We start from the raw sequence: 17,031 nt of genomic DNA, 5'->3' as shown, positions 1-17,031 counted from the left end.
AAGTCTGCTTGACGATGTAACTGACCGGTACGTATTCATTGGCGGTGAAACTTACAGGTCAGTAACATGACGATAGCGCGCCCCAGGCCCTTTGGCCAGAACTACGCATTTGTCGCGGTCGCGGCGGTGTTCATCGCCCTGATGGCGGCGGCCGGTCTGCGCTCGGCGCCGGGCGTGCTGATGCTGCCGCTGGAGCGCGCCTTCCAGTGGGATCGCGGCGTGATCTCGATGGCCGCGGCCGTCGGCATCTTCCTTTATGGCCTGACCGGCCCGTTCGCCGCGGCGCTGATGCAGTCGTTCGGCGTGCGCCGCACGGTGACCCTGGCCCTGGCGGTGATGGCGCTCTCGACCGCGGCCTCGTCGCTGATGACCCAGCCCTGGCACTATGTCGCCACCTGGGGCGTGATCTCCGGCGTCGGCTCGGGCGCAGTGGCGATGGTGCTGGGCGCCACCGTCGTCAACCGCTGGTTCGTCGAACGGCGCGGCCTGATGATGGGCCTGCTTAGCGCCTCGGCGGCGACCGGCTCGCTGATCTTCCTGCCGGGCATGGCGGCGCTGGCTGAGGCCGGCGGCTGGCGGCCGGTGGTGCTGGCGGTCGCGGCCGTGATGGCGGTGCTGGTCCCGGTGGTCTGGTTCCTGCTGCCCGAGACCCCTGCCTCGATCGGCCAGAAGCCCTACGGCGCGACCGACAGCTACGCGGCGCCTCAGCCCATGCCGGCCGGCGGCGCTCTGCGCGGGGCGTTCGCGGCGTTGTTCCGGGCCGCGCGCACGCGCACCTTCTGGCTGCTGTTCGGCGGGTTCTTCGTCTGCGGCCTGACCACCAACGGCCTGATCGGCGTGCACATGATCGCCATGTGCGCCGACCAGGGTCTGCCCGAGACCCGGGCGGCGACGCTCTTGGCGGTGATGGGGATCTTCGACCTGATCGGCACCACGCTGTCGGGCTGGCTCACCGACCGCTACGACCCGCGCAAGCTCTTGTTCGTCTACTACGGTCTGCGCGGGCTCTCGCTGATGGTGCTGCCGTTCACCGATTTTTCGATCGTCGCGTTGGGAATCTTCGCAGTGTTCTACGGCCTGGACTGGATCGCCACGGTACCGCCGACCGTGCGATTGGCGACCGAAGCATTCGGCGACCACGACGGCCCCATCGTCTTCGGCTGGATCGCCGCGGGCCACCAAGCCGGCGCCGCCACGGCCGCGATCACCGCCGGCGTCATCCGCGCCGCCCAGGGCCGCTATCTCGAGGCCTTCGTCCTGGCCGGCGTCGCCGCGATGGTTGCAGCCGTCGCCTCGTTGATGATCCGCCGCAAGACGGCCGCGCTGGTCCCTGTTGCCGCCTGATCAGCGGGCTTCGGGCAGAGCCAGCAGTTGTTCGCGCGTCTGCCGGGTCTGGACGTTGAACGCGCCGGGATCGGTCGGGTCGGGCACGGCGCGTGCGTCCGACAGGGCGATCTGCACGCGGCGGTCGGGATTGGGCGCGCGCTGGTCGATCTCGACGATCAGGCCGACGACGTCGCCCTTGGGGCCGATCATGAGGTTCTCGACCTCGCCGATCTCGCGGCCCTGGGGATCGATCAGGTCTGCGTCGTCGAGTTGCTCGGCGGTGAGCCCCAGCGGCCCCGGTGCGGTCTGCGCGTAGGCGCCTGGGGCAAGCAGGGCGGCTGTCAGCATCACGGCAAGTTTCATCGCGGGCTCCTGAACGCTCCAATGCGAACGGCCCCATGCAGTCGGCGGTTCCGCTTGCGATCTAGCGTTTGGTCGGGTCGTCGGCGGGATTGACGTAGGTCAGCGCGAGCGGCCCCTCGGCCGAAACCTGAACCACCGCGCCGCCGGGCGAGAACGCGAAGTGGCTCATCTTCGCGCCGGCGACCGCGAATCCGCCGGGAGCGAGCTTGGCGCTCTTGGCCGGGTCGAGCTTGTCGCCCATGCCCAGCGACAGATCGCCCGACACCACGGTCACGTATTCGTCGGTCGGGTGGTTGTGGGCCGGGATCTTGTAGCCGGCGGGCATTTTGATGCGGATCACGAACACCCCGGCCTTGGTCGGATCGCCCGACAGCACCGCCATTTGCGCGCCGGCGGGGAACACCGCGGGGGCGGGGCCCCACTTCAGGTCCCCGGTATTGACCTGCGCCGTCGCGGTCGAGCCGAGGCACAGCACGCCACTGACGAGAACAACGGTCCTAAGCATGACGTTTCTCCTGTGGTTTCCACAGGATAGCACAGAACTCCTGAAGCGGCGCGTGCTTAGCGGCGTGAGGCCGGCGTCGAGGCCGATCGTCTACGGAACGGGCCGGGTCGGGACCTCGATGTCGCAGATCGTGAAGTCCGCGCCCTTGTCGCGCCGGACCTTGTCGGCCAGGGCGGCGAAGGCCTCGCCGCGCTCGTCCATCACCTCGACCTTCGGGCGCTCGGCCGGCGGCAGGTCGGCGGCGACGCGAACCTTGCGCATCACGTCGGGTTGGGCTGGCGGCTCGCCCACGGCCATGGCGCCGATCACGTCGAGCCCGACGACCGCGCGTCCCCAGACCGTATAGCTGCGGTCGAGCCTTCGGCTGGCGGCGCGCATGAAGAAGATCTCGGAGTTCGCAGTTCCTTCGCCCGCCTGCCGGCCCATGCCGGCGACGCCGGGGCAGTACGCGCCCCAGGCGCGGCGGCCGAGGGCGGCGTCGCGCTGCGCCTCCAGGTCCGAAGCGGCCTCGAACGGCGCGGCGCCGACGAAACCTGCCAAGCTGTCGCTAGCGTTGACGACGACCTTGGCCGGCGCGTCGGTCTTCAGGCGGAACATGAACTCCGGCGGCAGGTCCGGATGCTGCGAGACCCCGCCGTCCTTGTTGTTCGGGTTGCCGGTCTGGTCGACGAAGTTCTCGATCACCCGATGGAACTGCAGGCCGTCATAGACGCCCTCGCGGGCCAGAAGCTTGATCCGTTCGACCGCCTTGGGCGCGAAGTCCGGCCGCATCTCGACGACGACAACGCCTTTGCTGGTCTCGATCACCAGCGTGTTCTCAGGATCGAGGCGCCGCCAGTCGGCGGCCTGGGCGGGGAGGGCGAGGCTGAGCGCCAGGGCGGCTATGGTGCGGATCATGGAGGGACTATCGGGCAACCTGCCGATCAAGGCCACGCTTCAGCTTACTAAGATGTAATGCAAGCTACCTTGCAGTGATCACTACCATGCGATACCCCATAGGCGAACTGGAGGTCCGCCGTGCCGGAAACCGTGCAAGTCCAATTGAAGAAGGGGGTGCTCGAGCTCTGCGTGCTCGCCTTGCTCTCTTCCCATGACAGCTACGCCTACGAGATCGCGAGCCGCCTGGCCGAGGGGATCGATATGGGTGAGGGAACGATCTATCCGCTCATGCGGCGGATGCAGAGCGACGGGCTGGTCGAGACCTATCTGGTCGAGAGCCCGGCCGGGCCGCCGCGCAAATACTACAAGCTGACCGAGGCCGGAAAGGCGAGCTTCATCGCGCAAAAGGCGGAATGGGCTGCGTTTTCTCGCGCGGTCGACAGTATTCTGGGAGACGTTCAATGAACCGTCAGGCCTTCATCGACCGGCTGCGGTTGGGGCTCTCGGGCCTGCCGCCCGCGGCCATCCAGGACGCGGTCGCCGACTACGAGACCCACTTCGCCGAGGGCGTAGCCGCCGGCCGCACTGAGGAAGAGGTCGCCCAGGCGCTGGGCGATCCGTCCCGGCTGGCCCGCGAACTACGCGCCGAGGTCGGTCTCAAGAAATGGGAGGAGCAGCGCAATCCCACCTCCGCGGCCGGCGCGATCTTCGCCGTGCTGGGCCTGGGCGCCATCGACATCCTGATCCTGCTGCCGATCCTGATGACCGTCGGAGGGGTGCTGTTCGGCCTGATCGTCGCGGCCATCGGGGTCTTCGTCGCCGGCGGCGTGGTGTTCGCCGCCGGACCGTTCCTCGGCCCGCCCGGCGGCCCGGTCGCAGCGCTGCTGGCCGGCATCGGGCTGATGGCCCTGGCCGCCTCGGCCGGCGCGATCCTGACCATCGTCGTCATCGGCCTCGTCAACGCCCTGGTCTGGTACGGGCGTCTCCACTTCCGGCTGCTCAAGCCGGCCATCGAACCGCAACCCTGAGCCGGGAGCCCAATCATGATCCGTGTGCTTGTGATGATCGCCGTGGCCGGCTTCCTGGCCGGGGTCGTGGCCCTGGCCGGCGCGGCCGCCCTGGGCGGCCCCGACCTCGCCGCCCGCAACTGGAACTGGGACGTGGACTGGGATGACCGCCACGAGCGCCGCGAGTGGCGCGACCGCGACCTGCGCCACGATCGGCCGCACGACCGGGACGCCGGGGAGGTGACCCGCGAGCTGGCGTGGGACGGCTCGACCCAGGCCGAGTTCGACATCCCGGCCGCCGTCGAGTTCACCCAGGCTCCCGGCCCTGGCAAGGTCACGATCTATGGTCCCAAGGACATCGTCGATCGCGTCCGCCTGAACGGTGGCCGTCTTAGCCTGGACCAACCGCTGGCCGACTACGCCCGCCTGCGGGTGGTGATGACGGCCCCGGCCGTCACCCGCTTCCAGATCAGCGGCGACGACCGGCTCGATATCCGCGGCTACAAGCAGGACCAACTTCAGATCATCGCCAGCGGCTCGTCCGAGGTGGTCGCCAGCGGCCAGGCCCGCGAGGTGGACGTCGAACTCTCGGGTTCCGGCGAGGCCGATCTGACCGACCTCGTCACCGATAACGCCGAGGCCGACATCTCCGGCTCCGCCGAAGTCACCCTGGCCCCACGGGAAGCCGCCAACCTGGAAGTCTCCGGCTCGGCCACCGCCCGCCTGCTGACCCGGCCCAAGCGTCTGGAGACCGACGTCGCCGGCGCCGGATCGGTGATCTTCGAGGACGGCGGGAAGTCGGGCGGCGTCGGGGCTCCGGCCAAACCCGCCAAGCCGGCGGGACCGCAGGAGACCTAGAGCCCTTCCGCTCACGATCGATCGACCCTGCTCATCCCCGGTTTGCTTGATTCAAGCCAACCGGGACAGGATTTAGGCGCGCCGCCCGCTCAGGGCTTTGACCAGAACCGGCGCCAGGCCCTGGGCGATCACCGCCACGCCCTGGGCGTTGGGATGGAAGCCATCGCGCTGGTTGAGGCGCGGCTGCTGGGCTACCCCGGCCAGCAGGTTGGGGTACAGCGCCACGCCCTGGGCCTTGGCCACGGTCGGGAACACAGCCTGGAAGTCGCGGGCGTAGGCGCGGCCGATCACCGGCGGCGGCGTGAGTCCCGCCAACACCACGCCGATCTTCCGCGCTTTCAGCCGGGCGACGATCTTGTCGAGATTAGCCTGGGTGCGCTTGGGGTCGATGCCCTGCAAGAGGTCGTTGCCGCCTAGCGCCACCAGGCAGACGTCGGTGTCGCGCTGGACGCTGAAGTCCACCCGCGCCAGGCCGCCCGCGGTGGTGTCGCCGGAAACGCCGGCCCCGCGCACCAGGGCGTTCGAACCCAGCTTGCGCAACTGCGCCTGCAACTGCACGGGCAGGGCGGCGCTGGCCGGCAGGCCGTAGCCGGCGGTGATCGAGTCGCCCAGTATGGTGATCACCCGGCGCGACTGGGCTAGGCTCTGGGCCGGCCAGGCGGCGAGGGCGGCGGCGATCAGCAGCCGGCGGCTCGGAAATCGGGGGGCTGTAGGGTCCATGTCGCTGTCCTATCTAGGCGATAGCCAGTGAAGCTCAATCTCCAGAGGCCGCATTGTCCGAAGCTGTTCCGCCGCTCGCCGTCTCGAACGTCTCGCTCACCCTGCCTTCGGCGGCCGGACCGGTCGAAATCCTCAAGGACCTGAGCTTTTCGGTGGCGCCGCGCGAACGGGTGGCGATCACCGGCCCGTCCGGCTCGGGCAAGTCCAGCCTGATCGCCGTCGCCGCCGGCCTCGAGCAGCCGACCGCCGGCCGCGTGGAGTTGCTGGGCCAGGATCTCGGCCGTCTCAGCGAGGACGGCCGCGCTCGCCTGCGCCGGGGCAAGGTCTCGCTGGTCTTCCAGTCGTTCCACCTGCTGCCCAACATGACCGCGCTGGAGAACGTCGCCGCGCCGCTGGAGATCGCCGGGATCGCTGACGCCGACGCGACCGCCCGCGGCTGGCTGGACCGCGTCGGGCTCTCGGCCCGGCTGCGCCACTATCCGCACCAGCTGTCGGGCGGCGAGCAGCAGCGCGTGGCTCTGGCCCGGGCGCTCGCCCCGCGGCCGGCCCTGCTGTTCGCCGACGAGCCGACCGGCAATCTCGACGCCGCCAACGCCGCCAAGGTCGCCGATCTGCTGTTCGGCCTGGTGGCCGAGGAGGGGGCCGCGATGGTCCTCGTCACACACGATCCGGCCCTGGCCGAGCGCGCCGACCGCCAGGTGCGGCTCAGCGGCGGCCACGCCTGATGCTCGCCCTGCGTTTCGCCGCGCGCGAGCTGCGCTCCGGCGTCAGCGGCTTTCGCATCTTCCTCGCCTGCCTGGCGCTGGGCGTCGCCGCCATCGCCGCCGCTGGCTCGACTGCCGAGGCCTTCCGCCAGGGCCTGGCCAGCCAGGCGCGCGAGATCCTCGGCGGCGACATGGCGGTCACCCTCGAACAGCGCCGCTTCACGCCGGCGGAGCGCGCCGCCATCGAGAAGGCCGGCAAGACCTCCTGGGCGGTCGGCAGCCGCGCCATGGCCCAGGCCCCGGACGGCCAGCGTCGCCTGGTCGAGTTGCGCGGGGTCAGCAACGCCTATCCGCTGGCTGGCCAAGTCACGTTGGAGGACGGCGGCGACTTCCACCGCGCCATCGCGCCAGCGCCCGACGGGACCGCCGGGGCGGTGGTCGAACGGGTGCTGCTAGAGCGCCTGAACCTGAAGATCGGCGACCGCATCCTGGTCGGCGAACTGCCGGTCGTGGTCCGCGGGGTGCTTGTGCAGGAGCCGGACCGCCTGTCGCGCGGCTTTGCGTTGGGGCCGCGGGTGCTGGTCCGCCGCCAGGCGGTCGAGGCCGGCGGCTTCCTTGAACCGGGCCTGCCGTTCCTGGAGACCGCTCGCATCGCCTTGCCGGCCGACGTCACCCCTGCACAGGCGCGCAAGGCGCTGCGCCAGGAGATCAAGGACCGCGGCGTGCGCATCCGTGACCGCGACGACGCAGCGCCCGGGATCCGCTGGCTGATCGACCAGCTCGAATACTTCCTCGGCTTTATCGGCCTGGCCTCGCTGGTCGCTGGCGGGCTTGGGGTGTTTGGCGCGGTCACTGCCTTCCTGGAGGAGCGCAAGCCCTCCATCGCCGTACTCAAGGCGCTGGGCGCCGAGGGCCGTTTCATCCGCGACCTTTACCTGATCCAGATCGGCCTGCTGGCGCTGCTCGGCGTCGTCATCGGCCTGGCGGTCGGGGCGGCTGCGCCGTTCCTGCTGGCCGGGCTGATCCCGGACGACCTGACTGTTCCGGCGCTGTTCGCCGTCTATCCCGAGCCGCTGTTGCGCGCCGCCGCCTTTGGCCTGCTTTCGGCTGCGGCCTTCGCCTTGGCGCCGCTCGCGCGGGCCCGGGCTACGCCGCCGGCCAGCCTGTTCCGCCGCGACACCCGTGGGCGGCTGAGCTTGAGCGTCGAAACCGTCGGCGCGGCGGTCGCCGCCGCAGCGCTCGCGGTGCTGTCGGTGGCGACCGCGCCGACGCCGCTCGCCGCGGCGCTGATGATCGGCGGTGTGGCGGCGTCCTTCCTACTGCTCTGGGGGCTGGGTTTGCTGGCCGCGCATCTGGCCGGACGCCTGCGAGGGCGGACGCGTGGCGCGGTGCGGATGGGCCTGGCCAATCTGGCGGGGCCGCGCTCGGCCGCCCGCACCGCCGCCCCGGCCATCGGCCTCGGCGTCGGGCTGCTCGCCGCGGTGGTGCTGATCCAGTCGAGCCTGCTGCGTCAGGTCGCCGAGGTCGCGCCCAAGACCGCGCCGGCCATCGTCTTCACCGAGATCCCCGGCGCTGAGGCCGCCCGATTCGACCAGACCGTGCAGATCGCCTTTGGCCAGAAGCTGAACGCCGACAATTACTTGCGTGCGCCATTTCTCACCGGCCGCATCGTCCGCATCAAGGGCGAGCCGGTCGACCGCAAGGCCATCGCCGAGCGCGAGCGCTGGGCCTATGACAACGACATCTCGATTTCGGCCATCGGGCCGCAGCCGGCCGACCCGCAGATCGTCGAAGGCCGCTGGTGGCCGGCGAACTATGAAGGCCCGCCGCTGCTGGCCATGGAGGTCGACGCCGCCCGCGCCGGGGGGCTGAAGGTTGGCGACCAAGTCACGCTGTCGGTGCTCGGCCGCGAGATCGAGGCCAGGATCGCGGTGCTGCGCAAGGTCGATGTCGGCGGCTTCGGGGCCAGCTTCCCGCTGATCCTCACGCCCTCGACCCTGGACGGCGCCGAATTGCGCCATGTGGCCATCGCCAAGGCCGGCAAGGACCAGGAGGCCCGCGTCACCCGCGCCCTGGGCGCCGAGTTCCCGGAAGTGAACGTCATCTCGGTCCGCGAACAACTGGAGGCGGCGACCGAGCTCTTCGACCGGCTGGCGCTTGCGATTCGGAGCGCCGCGGCGGTCGCGGCTCTGGCCGGTCTCTTGGTGCTGACCGGGGCCATCGCCGCCCGCGCCCAGGCGCGCACGCGCGAGGCCTCGATCCTCAAGGTGTTGGGCGCGACCCGACTGCAGGTGCTGGGCGCCTATGTCCTGGAGTACGGCGCGGTCGGGCTGATCGCCGGGATCACCGGGGTCGGCCTCGGGGCGTTGGCCGCCTGGCCCGTGGTGACCCAGGTGTTCAAGGCCGACTGGGCGGTGGACTGGTCGGGGGTGGCGGCGCTGGTGCTGGGCGCGGCGCTGCTGGCGGCGCTGGGCGGGCTGCTGGCCTCGCTCCACGCCCTGGCCAAGCGGCCGGCGGCGGCGTTGCGTGCGGAATGAAAACAGAGTGAACGGGCTTTAAGGATCTGGTCACCGACGCAGGGCCTACTCCGTGTTCATGAGGTCCGCCCGTTCCACCGCTGCTTTTGATCACGGCGCCGCGCTTCGCGTGCCGCCGGCCGCCGACACCCGTAGCTGGCACAAGCTTTGGGCTTGGCTGGGCGATGACGCCCAGGCCATGACCGAAGCCGGCGCCGTCCAGGTCTGCACCCCCGAAGGCTGGGCGATCGCCCAGGCGGGCGACTGGATCGTGCTGTCGGTCAGCGGCGATTTTCACGTGGCTCACAGCGGCCGGACCTGGGACGCCTGACAAAAAAGGAGGCCGCCCGTCACGGGACAGGCGGCCCAGTTCCACCACTATTCGGTAGCTTGCCGCCTAGGCGGCGAAGGCCAGTCGGCGGCGCGAGCTGCGGACCATGGAGCCGACGGCGCCGAAGCCGATGATCATCATGGCCCAGGTGGACGGTTCGGGAACCGCCGACTGCACAAGCTTGATGCTGGCCATCATGCTGATGGAGTTGTCCTTGCGCTCCTTGGTCCAGAAGTCGGTGACCGGGGTCTTGCCGTCCATGAAGCCGGCGAAGTCGAGGGCGTAGAGGTTGCCGCCGACGTTGAACGTGTCGGAGGTGCTCAGGAAATTGACCTGGACCCGGTCGGCGCAGCCGTTGGCGTTGATGCTGGCGCTTTCCTTCAGGCCGTTGGCGCAGGTGCCGTTGTAGCCGGGGACGTTGTTGGTCGTTTCGAGGTGGTTGAAGACGTAATTGAAGGTCTTCACGCCCTGGTCGATGCCGTCGATGATGATCTTGGTGCTGATCGCCAGCTTGATCGAGGTGATCGCGTCGCCCGTGACCGGCCAGTTGTTGTGGGTGAATTCACCGATCTCGAACGGACCGTAGTTGCCGGGGCTGGCGACGTTGACGTTGATCGGCGAGGCGCCGTCGAACGTGTAGGCGCTCTTGCCGTAGCCGGTGCTGCTCCCCCACGAAGCCTTGGCGTAACCGCTGCCATTGCCCGAATAGCTGACCGAAGCCCCGGTCGGGCTCGACCAGGTACCCTTGATGTCGGTGAAGATCACGGTGCCGGCGTTGGCGGCGGTGGTGATCGACAGGCCGGCAGAAAGCGCGACCACAAAACCCTTGAAGTTCATGTTCAGCCCCAGTGTGCGGAACGCTGGTGCGTCCCAATTTGAAATTCGATGAGGGGGCTCACGCAAGCTCGGCGCCAACTTGGAAGAGGCTTTGTCGCTTTTCGAGGGAACTATGTCGTTCGCGCGGCGCACGGCCTGGGGCAAGCTGAGGCAGATCCTCGCCGGAGTTTCCGATGCTGCTGCTCAAGCCGAACTGCGAATGCTGCGACCGCGACCTGCCGCCGGACTCGGCGCAGGCGCGCATCTGTTCGTTCGAATGCACCTTTTGCGCCGACTGCGCCGACGGCGTGCTGAACGGCGCCTGTCCCAACTGCGGCGGAAGCTTCGCCTCGCGGCCGATCCGGCCCGCCGCGGCGTTGGCGCGGTTCCCGGCCTCGACCGAGCGTGTGCTCGGCGCGGCGGCGCCTTGCGTCGAGAAGCGCTCGGCCGCCTGAGATCAGGCTGCGCGCAGCGCTTCCCAGGCCTTCTGGACGCCGACCAGGCGTTCTTCGGTGTTGGTCTCGATCTGGGTCTGGGCGTCGAAAGACACGCCGGTCATGTCGCCGCGCCGCCAGCGCACGCGCACGTCATAGACGACGCCGCCCAGCAGCTGCAGCACCACGAACCGCGAGGGCAGGGGATAGATGGCCGAGATCTGCAGCCGCGCGCCGCCCTTGCTCAGGTCGACGATCGTGCAGTCGGCCCAGTGGGCCATCTCCTTGCCATAGAACACCCGGGCGCGAAGGCTGGTCAGCTCGCGGGGGTGCTCTCGGCGATCGGTGTAGTCGGGGGCGCTCACGAGGGCATCCTGTCAGGTAAACGCTTTCAGCCGGCTTAACTGCCACGCTTGTTGCGGGACGCCAGCCAAAGCCGAATTCATTGCGATTCCAAAGGCGACCCTTCGTCGCGCCGCCTGAAAAACTTGGGGTGTGGATAGAGATTCAAGGGCGCGCGACGCTGATCTTCTGTGCATAAGCGCCCGAATGTTGAGCAGGCTCATCACCATCCTGGGCGGCCGCACTCCGGTCCGGTTCGACGATCTGCTGCGGGCCGGCGTCGGCAGCCTGCTGGGTCTGGCGCTGGCCGGCGTTGCGGCGCGCGCGCTGTCCGGCGGCGACCTGGGGCTCGGGCCGCTGCTCGTCGGGCCGATCGGCGCTTCGGCGGTGCTGGTGTTCGCGGTGCCGGCGAGTCCCTTGGCCCAGCCGCGGGCGGTGCTCGGCGGCAACGTGATATCGGCCCTGGTTGGCGTCGCCTGCGCGATGTTCGCGCCCCACCCCGTGGTGGCTGCGGCCCTGGCGGTCTCGCTGGCGATCGTGGCGATGATGTTAGCGGGCTGCCTGCACCCGCCGGGGGGCGCGACGGCCCTGACCGCGGTGATCGGCGGCTCGGCCGTCCACGACCTCGGCTTCGGCTTCGCCCTGGTTCCGGTCGGCCTCTGTTCGCTGCTGCTGGTCCTGGCCGCCGTCGGCCTGAACCGACTGATGGGGCGATCCTATCCGCACCGCGTCCCGGCCGCGGCCAGCCCGCACGCCACCAGCGACCCCGCCCCGCAGAGCCGCGTCGGCTATACCGCCGCCGACCTCGACCAGGCCCTGGCTCAGTACGGCGAACTGCTCGACGTCAGCCGCGAGGACCTCGACGCTCTGTTCCGCCAGGTCGAGTTGGCCGCCCACAAGCGCCTGCACTCGGCGATCCAGTGCGGCGCGATCATGTCGCGCGACGTGATCTCGGTCGACGCTCAGCAGAGCGCCGAGAGCGCCCTGGCGTTCCTGCGCTCGCACGACCTGCGGACCGCCCCGGTGGTCGACGGCGAGGGCCGGGTGGTCGGCATGGTCCGGCGGGCCGAACTGCAGGCCGCCCGCCAGCGGCCGGTCGAGAGCGTGGTCGATCCCTTCGTCCACAAGGTCCGCGAGACCACGCCGATCGAGGCGCTGCTGCCGTTGCTGTCGAGCGGGGCGGCCCACGAGGCCCTGGTCGTCGACGACAACCGCGTGCTGATCGGCATCATCACCCAGACCGACTTGCTGGCCGTGCTCTACCGCGCCCACATCGTCGAGGCCGTGGTCGCCGAGCGGGCCGCCGCCTGATCGGCGATAACTCGCCGGCGGAACTAGGATTTCGTCGGGTCTGGACTAGAAACGCCCCTTCGCCCCGTCGTATCGATGACCCTCGCGGGACCAAGCCCCCGCGCGTGGGTAGCTCTGCATTTTTGGAAGGAACCGGCTTTGGATGACGCTTTGCGGCGCGCGGCGCTCGCCTATCACCAGTTTGGACGGCCGGGGAAACTGAGCGTCGAACCCACCAAGCCGATGGCCACCCAGCGCGACCTGGCCCTGGCCTATTCACCCGGCGTGGCGGCGGCGTGCGAGGCGATCGTCGAGGATGCGGCCTGGGCCGAACGCGTCACCGCCCGCGGCAACCTGGTGGCGGTGATCACCGACGGCACCGCGGTGCTCGGTCTCGGCAACATCGGCCCGCTGGCCTCCAAGCCGGTGATGGAGGGCAAAGCCGTCCTGTTCAAGAAGTTCGCCGGCATCGACGTCTTCGATCTGGAGGTCTCCTCGGAGAATCCCGATCACTTCGTCGAGGTGGTCGCGGCGCTGGAGCCGACCTTCGGTGGGATCAACCTCGAGGACATCAAGGCCCCGGAGTGCTTCTACATCGAGCGCGCCCTGCGCAAGCGGATGAACATCCCGGTCTTCCATGACGACCAGCACGGCACCGCCATCGTCTGCGCCGCCGCTGTCCGCAACGCCCTGACCATCCAGGGCAAGCAGCTTTCCGAGGTGAAGCTGGTCACGTCGGGCGCCGGGGCCGCGGCCCTGGCCTGCGTGGACCTGTTGGTCAGCATGGGCCTGCCGGCCGACAACGTCACCCTGACCGACATCAACGGCGTCGTGCGCAAGGATCGGGGCGACCTGACGCCGGAGCTCGCCCGCTACGCGCGCGACACCAACGCCCAGACCCTGCCGGACGTGCTGGTCGGCGCCGACATCTTCCTCGGCCTTTCGGCCCCGCGGGTCCTGAAGCAGGAGTGGCTGCCGCTGCTGGCCAAGAGCCCGCTGATCATGGCGCTGGCCAATCCGGAACCGGAGATCCTGCCCGAACTGGTGGTCGCCAGCCGGCCGGACGCCATCGTCGCCACCGGCCGCTCGGACTATCCGAACCAGGTCAACAACGTCCTCTGCTTCCCGTTCATCTTCCGCGGCGCCCTCGATGTCGGCGCCACCGAGATCAACGAGGCCATGAAGAAGGCGGCCGCCGAGGCGATCGCCGAACTCGCCCGCGCCGAGGTCAGCGACGTCGTGGCCAGCGCCTACGCAGGCCAGGTCCCGCTGTTCGGCCGCGACTACGTGATCCCCAAGCCGTTCGACCCGCGCCTGATCCTTGAGATCGCGCCGGCCGTCGCCAAGGCGGCCATGGACTCCGGCGTCGCGCGCCGTCCGATCGCCGACTTCGAGGCCTATCGCACCGAGCTGGAAGGCTACGTCTACCGCTCCGGCCAACTGATGCGCCCGGTGTTCGCCCAGGCCCGCGACTGCAAGCGCCGCATCGCCTATGCCGAGGGCGAGGACGAGCGCGTCCTGCGCGGCGTCCAGACGGTGGTGGACGAACAACTCGCCCGCCCGGTGCTGATCGGCCACCGCGAGACCATCGAGGCCAAGGTTCGGGAGCTGGGACTGCGCCTGACCCCTGATCGTGACATCGAAATCTTCGATCCCGACGCCGATCCCTCGGTCGAGGATATCTCCGCCGAGTACCGCGCGGTGGTCGAGCGTCGCGGCGTGCCGCCGGCGGCGGCCAACCGCCGGGTCGTCACCCGTCCGACCGTGACCGCCGCCATGCTGCTGCGCAGGGGCATGGTCGATGGGGCCCTGGTCGGCGGCGGCGGCGACTGGTGGCGGCACTTCACCTACGCCACGCCGGTGATCCCGGCGCGGCCGGGGGTCTCGCGGATCTCGGCGCTGTCGGGGGTGATCATGCCCAAGGGCGCGCTGTTCTTCTGCGACACCCACGTCAACGTCGACCCCACCGCCGAGCAGATCGCCGAGTCCACGATCCTGGCCGCCGAGGCCGTGCGCGGTTTTGGCATCACGCCCAAGGTCGCGCTGCTTTCGCACTCGAGCTTCGGGTCCTCCAACTCGCCCTCCGCCCGCAAGATGCGCCAGGCCCTGGCCATCGTCCGGCAGCTGGATCCGGCCTTGGAGGTCGACGGTGAAATGCACGGCGACGCGGCGCTGAACGAGCAGGTTCGCACCCGCTACATTTCCGGCGGGGCCTTCGCCGGCGACGCTAACCTGCTGATCGCCCCCTCGCTCGACGCCGCCAACATCGCCCTGACCCTGGTCAGCGCGGTGACCGAGGGGATCGAGGTCGGCCCGCTGCTGCTGGGCCTCTCCAAGCCGCTGCACGTGCTCAGCCCCACGGCGACGGCGCGCGGCATCGTCAACATGACCGCCCTCGTCGCCAGCCAGGCCGCGGCCAAGGCCTGAAATCGGAAGGGGAGGCGCGCCGCCGGCGCGTCTCCCGCCGCATTGTTGCAGTTTAGCTCTACCCCGACGCCGCGAACCCTGTGCTAGTCCGTGCGCGTCATTCTGGGGAGAGCTGCCGCACGTGCCTTTGGACCTTCCGCCGCTCGTCGACACCGTCGTGGTCGAAGCCGCCCGCCTGAAGCCGTCGCCGGCCGACAAGGCGTTCTCGATCGTCACCATCGACGGTGAGGCCATCGCCACCGCGCCGCGCCTGGACCAGGCGCTGACCGCGACCCCGGGCGTGCGGCTTTTCCGGCGCACGTCCAGCCAGGCCTCCAACCCCACCACCCAGGGGATCAGCGTCCGCTCGATCGCCGGCTCGGGGGCCAGCCGCGCCTTGGTCCTGCTCGACGGCGTGCCGCAGAACGATCCGTTCGGCGGCTGGGTGCTGTGGACCGGGCTGCCGACCATCGCGGTCGAGCAGGCCCAGGTGGTGCGCGGCGCAGGAGCCGGCCCCTATGGCGCCGGCGCGTTGACCGGAACCATCCAGCTCTCCGAACGCACCCGCGCCCCGCGCGGCGGCGAGTACGAGGTTTATGGCGGTGAACGCGGCCTGGCCGGCGCCGCCGCCGCCGGTGTGGTTGGCGACCTCTTCCTGGCCGCGGCGAGCGAGCGCAGCGATGGCTGGATCCCGCTGGGCGCCGGACGCGGGGCGGCCGATACGGAACTCTATTATCGCGGCCTCGGCGGCGCCCTGCGTTGGACCCCGCAACTGGGCGACAAGCAGCTGGCGGTGCGCCTCTCGGGCTATCAGGAAAAACGCGGCGCCGGCCTGGTCGGGGCCGACTCCCGCGCCACCGGCGCGACCCTCTCGGCGACCCTGGTCGATCAGCCGCAGGGCGAGGGGGCGGGCTGGCGCCTGCAGGGCTGGGTCAAGCGTTCCGACTTCGAGAACCGCTCCGCGGCCGTGGCCTCCGGCCGCAACACCACCACTCCGGCCAGCGAGCAGTACGCGACCCCGGCCATGGGCTACGGTCTCAACGGGGCCCTGCGCCGCGACGCCGGCGACGGTGGCTGGGAGGTCGGCGCCGACGCCCGCCTGTTCGACGGCGAGACCCGCGAGAAGTTCCGCTACATGGCCGGGGCCTTCACCCGCGATCGGGTGGCGGGCGGGACCCAGTCGGTGCTTGGCGCCTATGGCGAGGCCTATCGCAACCTCGGCGACTTGCTGCTGACCGGCGGCGTGCGGATTGACCGTTGGGCGACCTATGACGGGCATCGCACCGAACGCGACGCCGCCAGCGGCGCGCTCACCCTCGACAATCGCCCCAGCGACCGCGACGGCTGGCTGCCGACCGGCCGGCTCGGCGCGCGCTACAGCGTCTCGGACGAACTCTATCTGCGGGGCGCGGCCTATGCCGGTTTCCGCCCGGCCACCCTCAACGAGCTCTACCGGCCGTTCCGGGTCGGCAACGACGTGACCGAGGCCAATGCCGGCCTAGAGCCGGAAAAGCTCTACGGCGTCGAGCTCGGTTTCGGCGCGGACGGCGATCTACGCTGGGACGTCACGGTCTTCGCCAACCGGCTGGAGGGGGCGGTGACCAACGTCACCATCGGCTTCGGGCCGGGAACCTTCCCGGTCGCCGGGTTCATTCCGGCCGGGGGCGTGTTGCGCCAGCGGCAGAACGCCGGCGAGGTCGAGGCCTATGGGGTGGAGGCCGAGATCGAGCGCCGCTGGGAGACGTTCTCCGTGCGTCTGGCCGGCGCCTATACCCACGCCGAGGTCGACGGCGGCGCGGCGGCGCCTCAGCTGACCGGCCTGCGTCCGGCCCAGACCCCGCGCCTGACCGCGGCCGGCGAGGCGACCTGGCGGCCGCTGGACGTGCTCAGCCTGCGCGCCGGCCTCCGCTACGAGGGCGATCGCTTCGATGACGACCTCAACACCCGCGAACTGTCGGCCGCCACCGAGGTCGATCTGCGGGCCGATTGGTCGGTGTCGCGCACGGTGACGCTCTATGCTGCCGCCGAGAACCTGTTCGATGCGAAGATCGAGACCGCCCAGACCGGCGACGGCCTTGAGAGCTACGACCAACCCCAGACCCTGCGGCTGGGGCTGGTCTTGCGGCGCTGAGCCTAGGCGTAGGCGGTTCTGCGCGCGCGGCGTAGCAGGCCGCCCGTCAGGCCGAAGCCGACGATCATCATCGCCCAGGTCGCCGGCTCGGGGATCGGGCCGGCGCTGATCTGGGTGATCCGGAAGCTGTAGTCGACCGGACCGCCGTTCAGGCTGTTCATGTATCCGCCGAACGTCGCGTTCTCATAGACGATCTGCTGATAGAGCCCGGTGCCGATCAGGATGTCGTACAGGTCCCGATAGTGGGCGTCCGATTTGAAGTAGCCGATCGACGTCCTGGGGATCGTGAACGTCACCGAGGCCGCCTGGCCTTCGAAGGTCTGGAAATCGGCCAGGAGGTCGGAGTTCCCTTCGATGTACTCGCTGTGCGGCCGGGGCGCCGGCGCGAAGAACACGTCCCAAT

Annotated in this window: 18 protein-coding genes; 11 read left to right on the top strand and 7 right to left on the bottom strand. The window is 70.0% G+C overall.

All coding sequences use genetic code 11. The features are described 5' to 3' along the window. The first annotated feature begins 66 nt into the window (after positions 1–66). Entirely contained in the window at positions 67–1,344 is a 1,278-nt protein-coding gene (locus tag OUA97_RS01700) for an MFS transporter (protein ID WP_267230011.1), read from the top strand. Here OUA97_RS01700 and OUA97_RS01695 read toward each other — a convergent pair whose 3' ends face one another. From OUA97_RS01695 to OUA97_RS01685, 3 genes are all read right to left on the bottom strand, one after another. Beyond that, positions 1,345–1,689: a PRC-barrel domain-containing protein gene (locus OUA97_RS01695; RefSeq protein WP_267230010.1), complete on the bottom strand. Its 345-nt coding sequence runs from the start codon at positions 1,687–1,689 to the stop codon at positions 1,345–1,347. Positions 1,690–1,750: 61 nt separating this feature from the next. Beyond that, positions 1,751–2,194 carry a cupin domain-containing protein gene (locus OUA97_RS01690; RefSeq protein ID WP_267230009.1) on the bottom strand — a complete coding sequence of 148 codons (444 nt, stop codon included), beginning with the start codon at positions 2,192–2,194 and terminating at the stop codon, positions 1,751–1,753. Between the two features lie 90 nt (positions 2,195–2,284). Next, entirely contained in the window at positions 2,285–3,091 is an 807-nt protein-coding gene (locus OUA97_RS01685; protein WP_267230008.1) for a peptidylprolyl isomerase, read from the bottom strand. 120 nt (positions 3,092–3,211) lie between these two features. Here OUA97_RS01685 and OUA97_RS01680 point away from each other — a divergent pair, with 120 nt between their 5' ends. Genes OUA97_RS01680 through OUA97_RS01670 form a run of 3 tightly spaced genes read left to right on the top strand, consistent with a single transcriptional unit; the run spans position 3,212 to position 4,938 of the window. Further along, the gene (locus OUA97_RS01680; RefSeq protein ID WP_267230007.1) at positions 3,212–3,538 is read left to right on the top strand and encodes a PadR family transcriptional regulator; all 327 of its coding nucleotides are present in this window, start codon (positions 3,212–3,214) and stop codon (positions 3,536–3,538) included. Continuing rightward, complete coding sequence (locus OUA97_RS01675; RefSeq protein ID WP_267230006.1) at positions 3,535–4,101, top strand: DUF1700 domain-containing protein; 567 nt, start codon at positions 3,535–3,537, stop codon at positions 4,099–4,101. Before OUA97_RS01680 ends, OUA97_RS01675 begins: the two co-directional genes overlap by 4 nt. A gap of 15 nt (positions 4,102–4,116) precedes the next feature. Further along, positions 4,117–4,938 (top strand): GIN domain-containing protein, encoded by an 822-nt coding sequence (locus OUA97_RS01670; RefSeq protein ID WP_267230005.1) that lies wholly within the window; start codon positions 4,117–4,119, stop codon positions 4,936–4,938. A gap of 72 nt (positions 4,939–5,010) precedes the next feature. Here OUA97_RS01670 and OUA97_RS01665 read toward each other — a convergent pair whose 3' ends face one another. Continuing rightward, positions 5,011–5,658, bottom strand: a complete 648-nt coding sequence (locus OUA97_RS01665) for an arylesterase (RefSeq protein WP_267230004.1) — start codon at positions 5,656–5,658, stop codon at positions 5,011–5,013. Positions 5,659–5,711: 53 nt separating this feature from the next. On the opposite strand from OUA97_RS01665, the gene OUA97_RS01660 reads away from it, so the two are divergent. From OUA97_RS01660 to OUA97_RS01650, 3 genes are read left to right on the top strand one after another with little or no spacing between them, the layout of a single operon-like run. Next, positions 5,712–6,383: an ABC transporter ATP-binding protein gene (locus tag OUA97_RS01660; RefSeq protein ID WP_267230003.1), complete on the top strand. Its 672-nt coding sequence runs from the start codon at positions 5,712–5,714 to the stop codon at positions 6,381–6,383. Further along, the gene (locus tag OUA97_RS01655) at positions 6,383–8,899 is read left to right on the top strand and encodes an ABC transporter permease (protein WP_267230002.1); all 2,517 of its coding nucleotides are present in this window, start codon (positions 6,383–6,385) and stop codon (positions 8,897–8,899) included. Before OUA97_RS01660 ends, OUA97_RS01655 begins: the two co-directional genes overlap by 1 nt. A 58-nt stretch (positions 8,900–8,957) precedes the next feature. Then, a complete protein-coding gene (locus OUA97_RS01650) occupies positions 8,958–9,209 on the top strand; it encodes a hypothetical protein (RefSeq protein ID WP_267230001.1) in 252 nt (83 codons plus the stop codon). A gap of 66 nt (positions 9,210–9,275) precedes the next feature. Here OUA97_RS01650 and OUA97_RS01645 read toward each other — a convergent pair whose 3' ends face one another. Then, the gene (locus tag OUA97_RS01645; RefSeq protein ID WP_267230000.1) at positions 9,276–10,046 is read right to left on the bottom strand and encodes a THxN family PEP-CTERM protein; all 771 of its coding nucleotides are present in this window, start codon (positions 10,044–10,046) and stop codon (positions 9,276–9,278) included. Between the two features lie 173 nt (positions 10,047–10,219). Between OUA97_RS01645 and OUA97_RS01640 the strand changes: the two genes are divergently transcribed. Next, a complete protein-coding gene (locus tag OUA97_RS01640; RefSeq protein ID WP_267229998.1) occupies positions 10,220–10,480 on the top strand; it encodes a DUF1272 domain-containing protein in 261 nt (86 codons plus the stop codon). A 2-nt stretch (positions 10,481–10,482) separates the two neighbouring features. On the opposite strand, the gene OUA97_RS01635 is transcribed toward OUA97_RS01640, so the two are convergent. Beyond that, on the bottom strand, positions 10,483–10,824 hold the full coding sequence (locus OUA97_RS01635) for a PilZ domain-containing protein (protein ID WP_267229997.1): 342 nt from the start codon (positions 10,822–10,824) through the stop codon (positions 10,483–10,485). A 184-nt stretch (positions 10,825–11,008) separates the two neighbouring features. Between OUA97_RS01635 and OUA97_RS01630 the strand changes: the two genes are divergently transcribed. The 3 genes from OUA97_RS01630 (at position 11,009) to OUA97_RS01620 (ending at position 16,628) form a co-directional block, all read left to right on the top strand. Beyond that, the gene (locus OUA97_RS01630) at positions 11,009–12,112 is read left to right on the top strand and encodes an HPP family protein (protein WP_267229995.1); all 1,104 of its coding nucleotides are present in this window, start codon (positions 11,009–11,011) and stop codon (positions 12,110–12,112) included. A gap of 138 nt (positions 12,113–12,250) precedes the next feature. Next, positions 12,251–14,518 (top strand): NADP-dependent malic enzyme, encoded by a 2,268-nt coding sequence (locus OUA97_RS01625; protein WP_267229994.1) that lies wholly within the window; start codon positions 12,251–12,253, stop codon positions 14,516–14,518. A gap of 121 nt (positions 14,519–14,639) precedes the next feature. After that, positions 14,640–16,628: a TonB-dependent receptor gene (locus OUA97_RS01620; RefSeq protein ID WP_267229992.1), complete on the top strand. Its 1,989-nt coding sequence runs from the start codon at positions 14,640–14,642 to the stop codon at positions 16,626–16,628. A gap of 2 nt (positions 16,629–16,630) precedes the next feature. Here OUA97_RS01620 and OUA97_RS01615 read toward each other — a convergent pair whose 3' ends face one another. Continuing rightward, positions 16,631–17,023, bottom strand: a complete 393-nt coding sequence (locus OUA97_RS01615; RefSeq protein WP_267229991.1) for a PEPxxWA-CTERM sorting domain-containing protein — start codon at positions 17,021–17,023, stop codon at positions 16,631–16,633. Between the last annotated feature and the right edge of the window lie 8 nt (positions 17,024–17,031).

Source organism: Phenylobacterium sp. 58.2.17, assembly GCF_026411515.1.
Taxonomy (GTDB): domain Bacteria; phylum Pseudomonadota; class Alphaproteobacteria; order Caulobacterales; family Caulobacteraceae; genus Phenylobacterium.
Note: the sequence above shows the minus strand (reverse complement) of the source record. Positions and strands in the feature narration are given on the sequence as shown.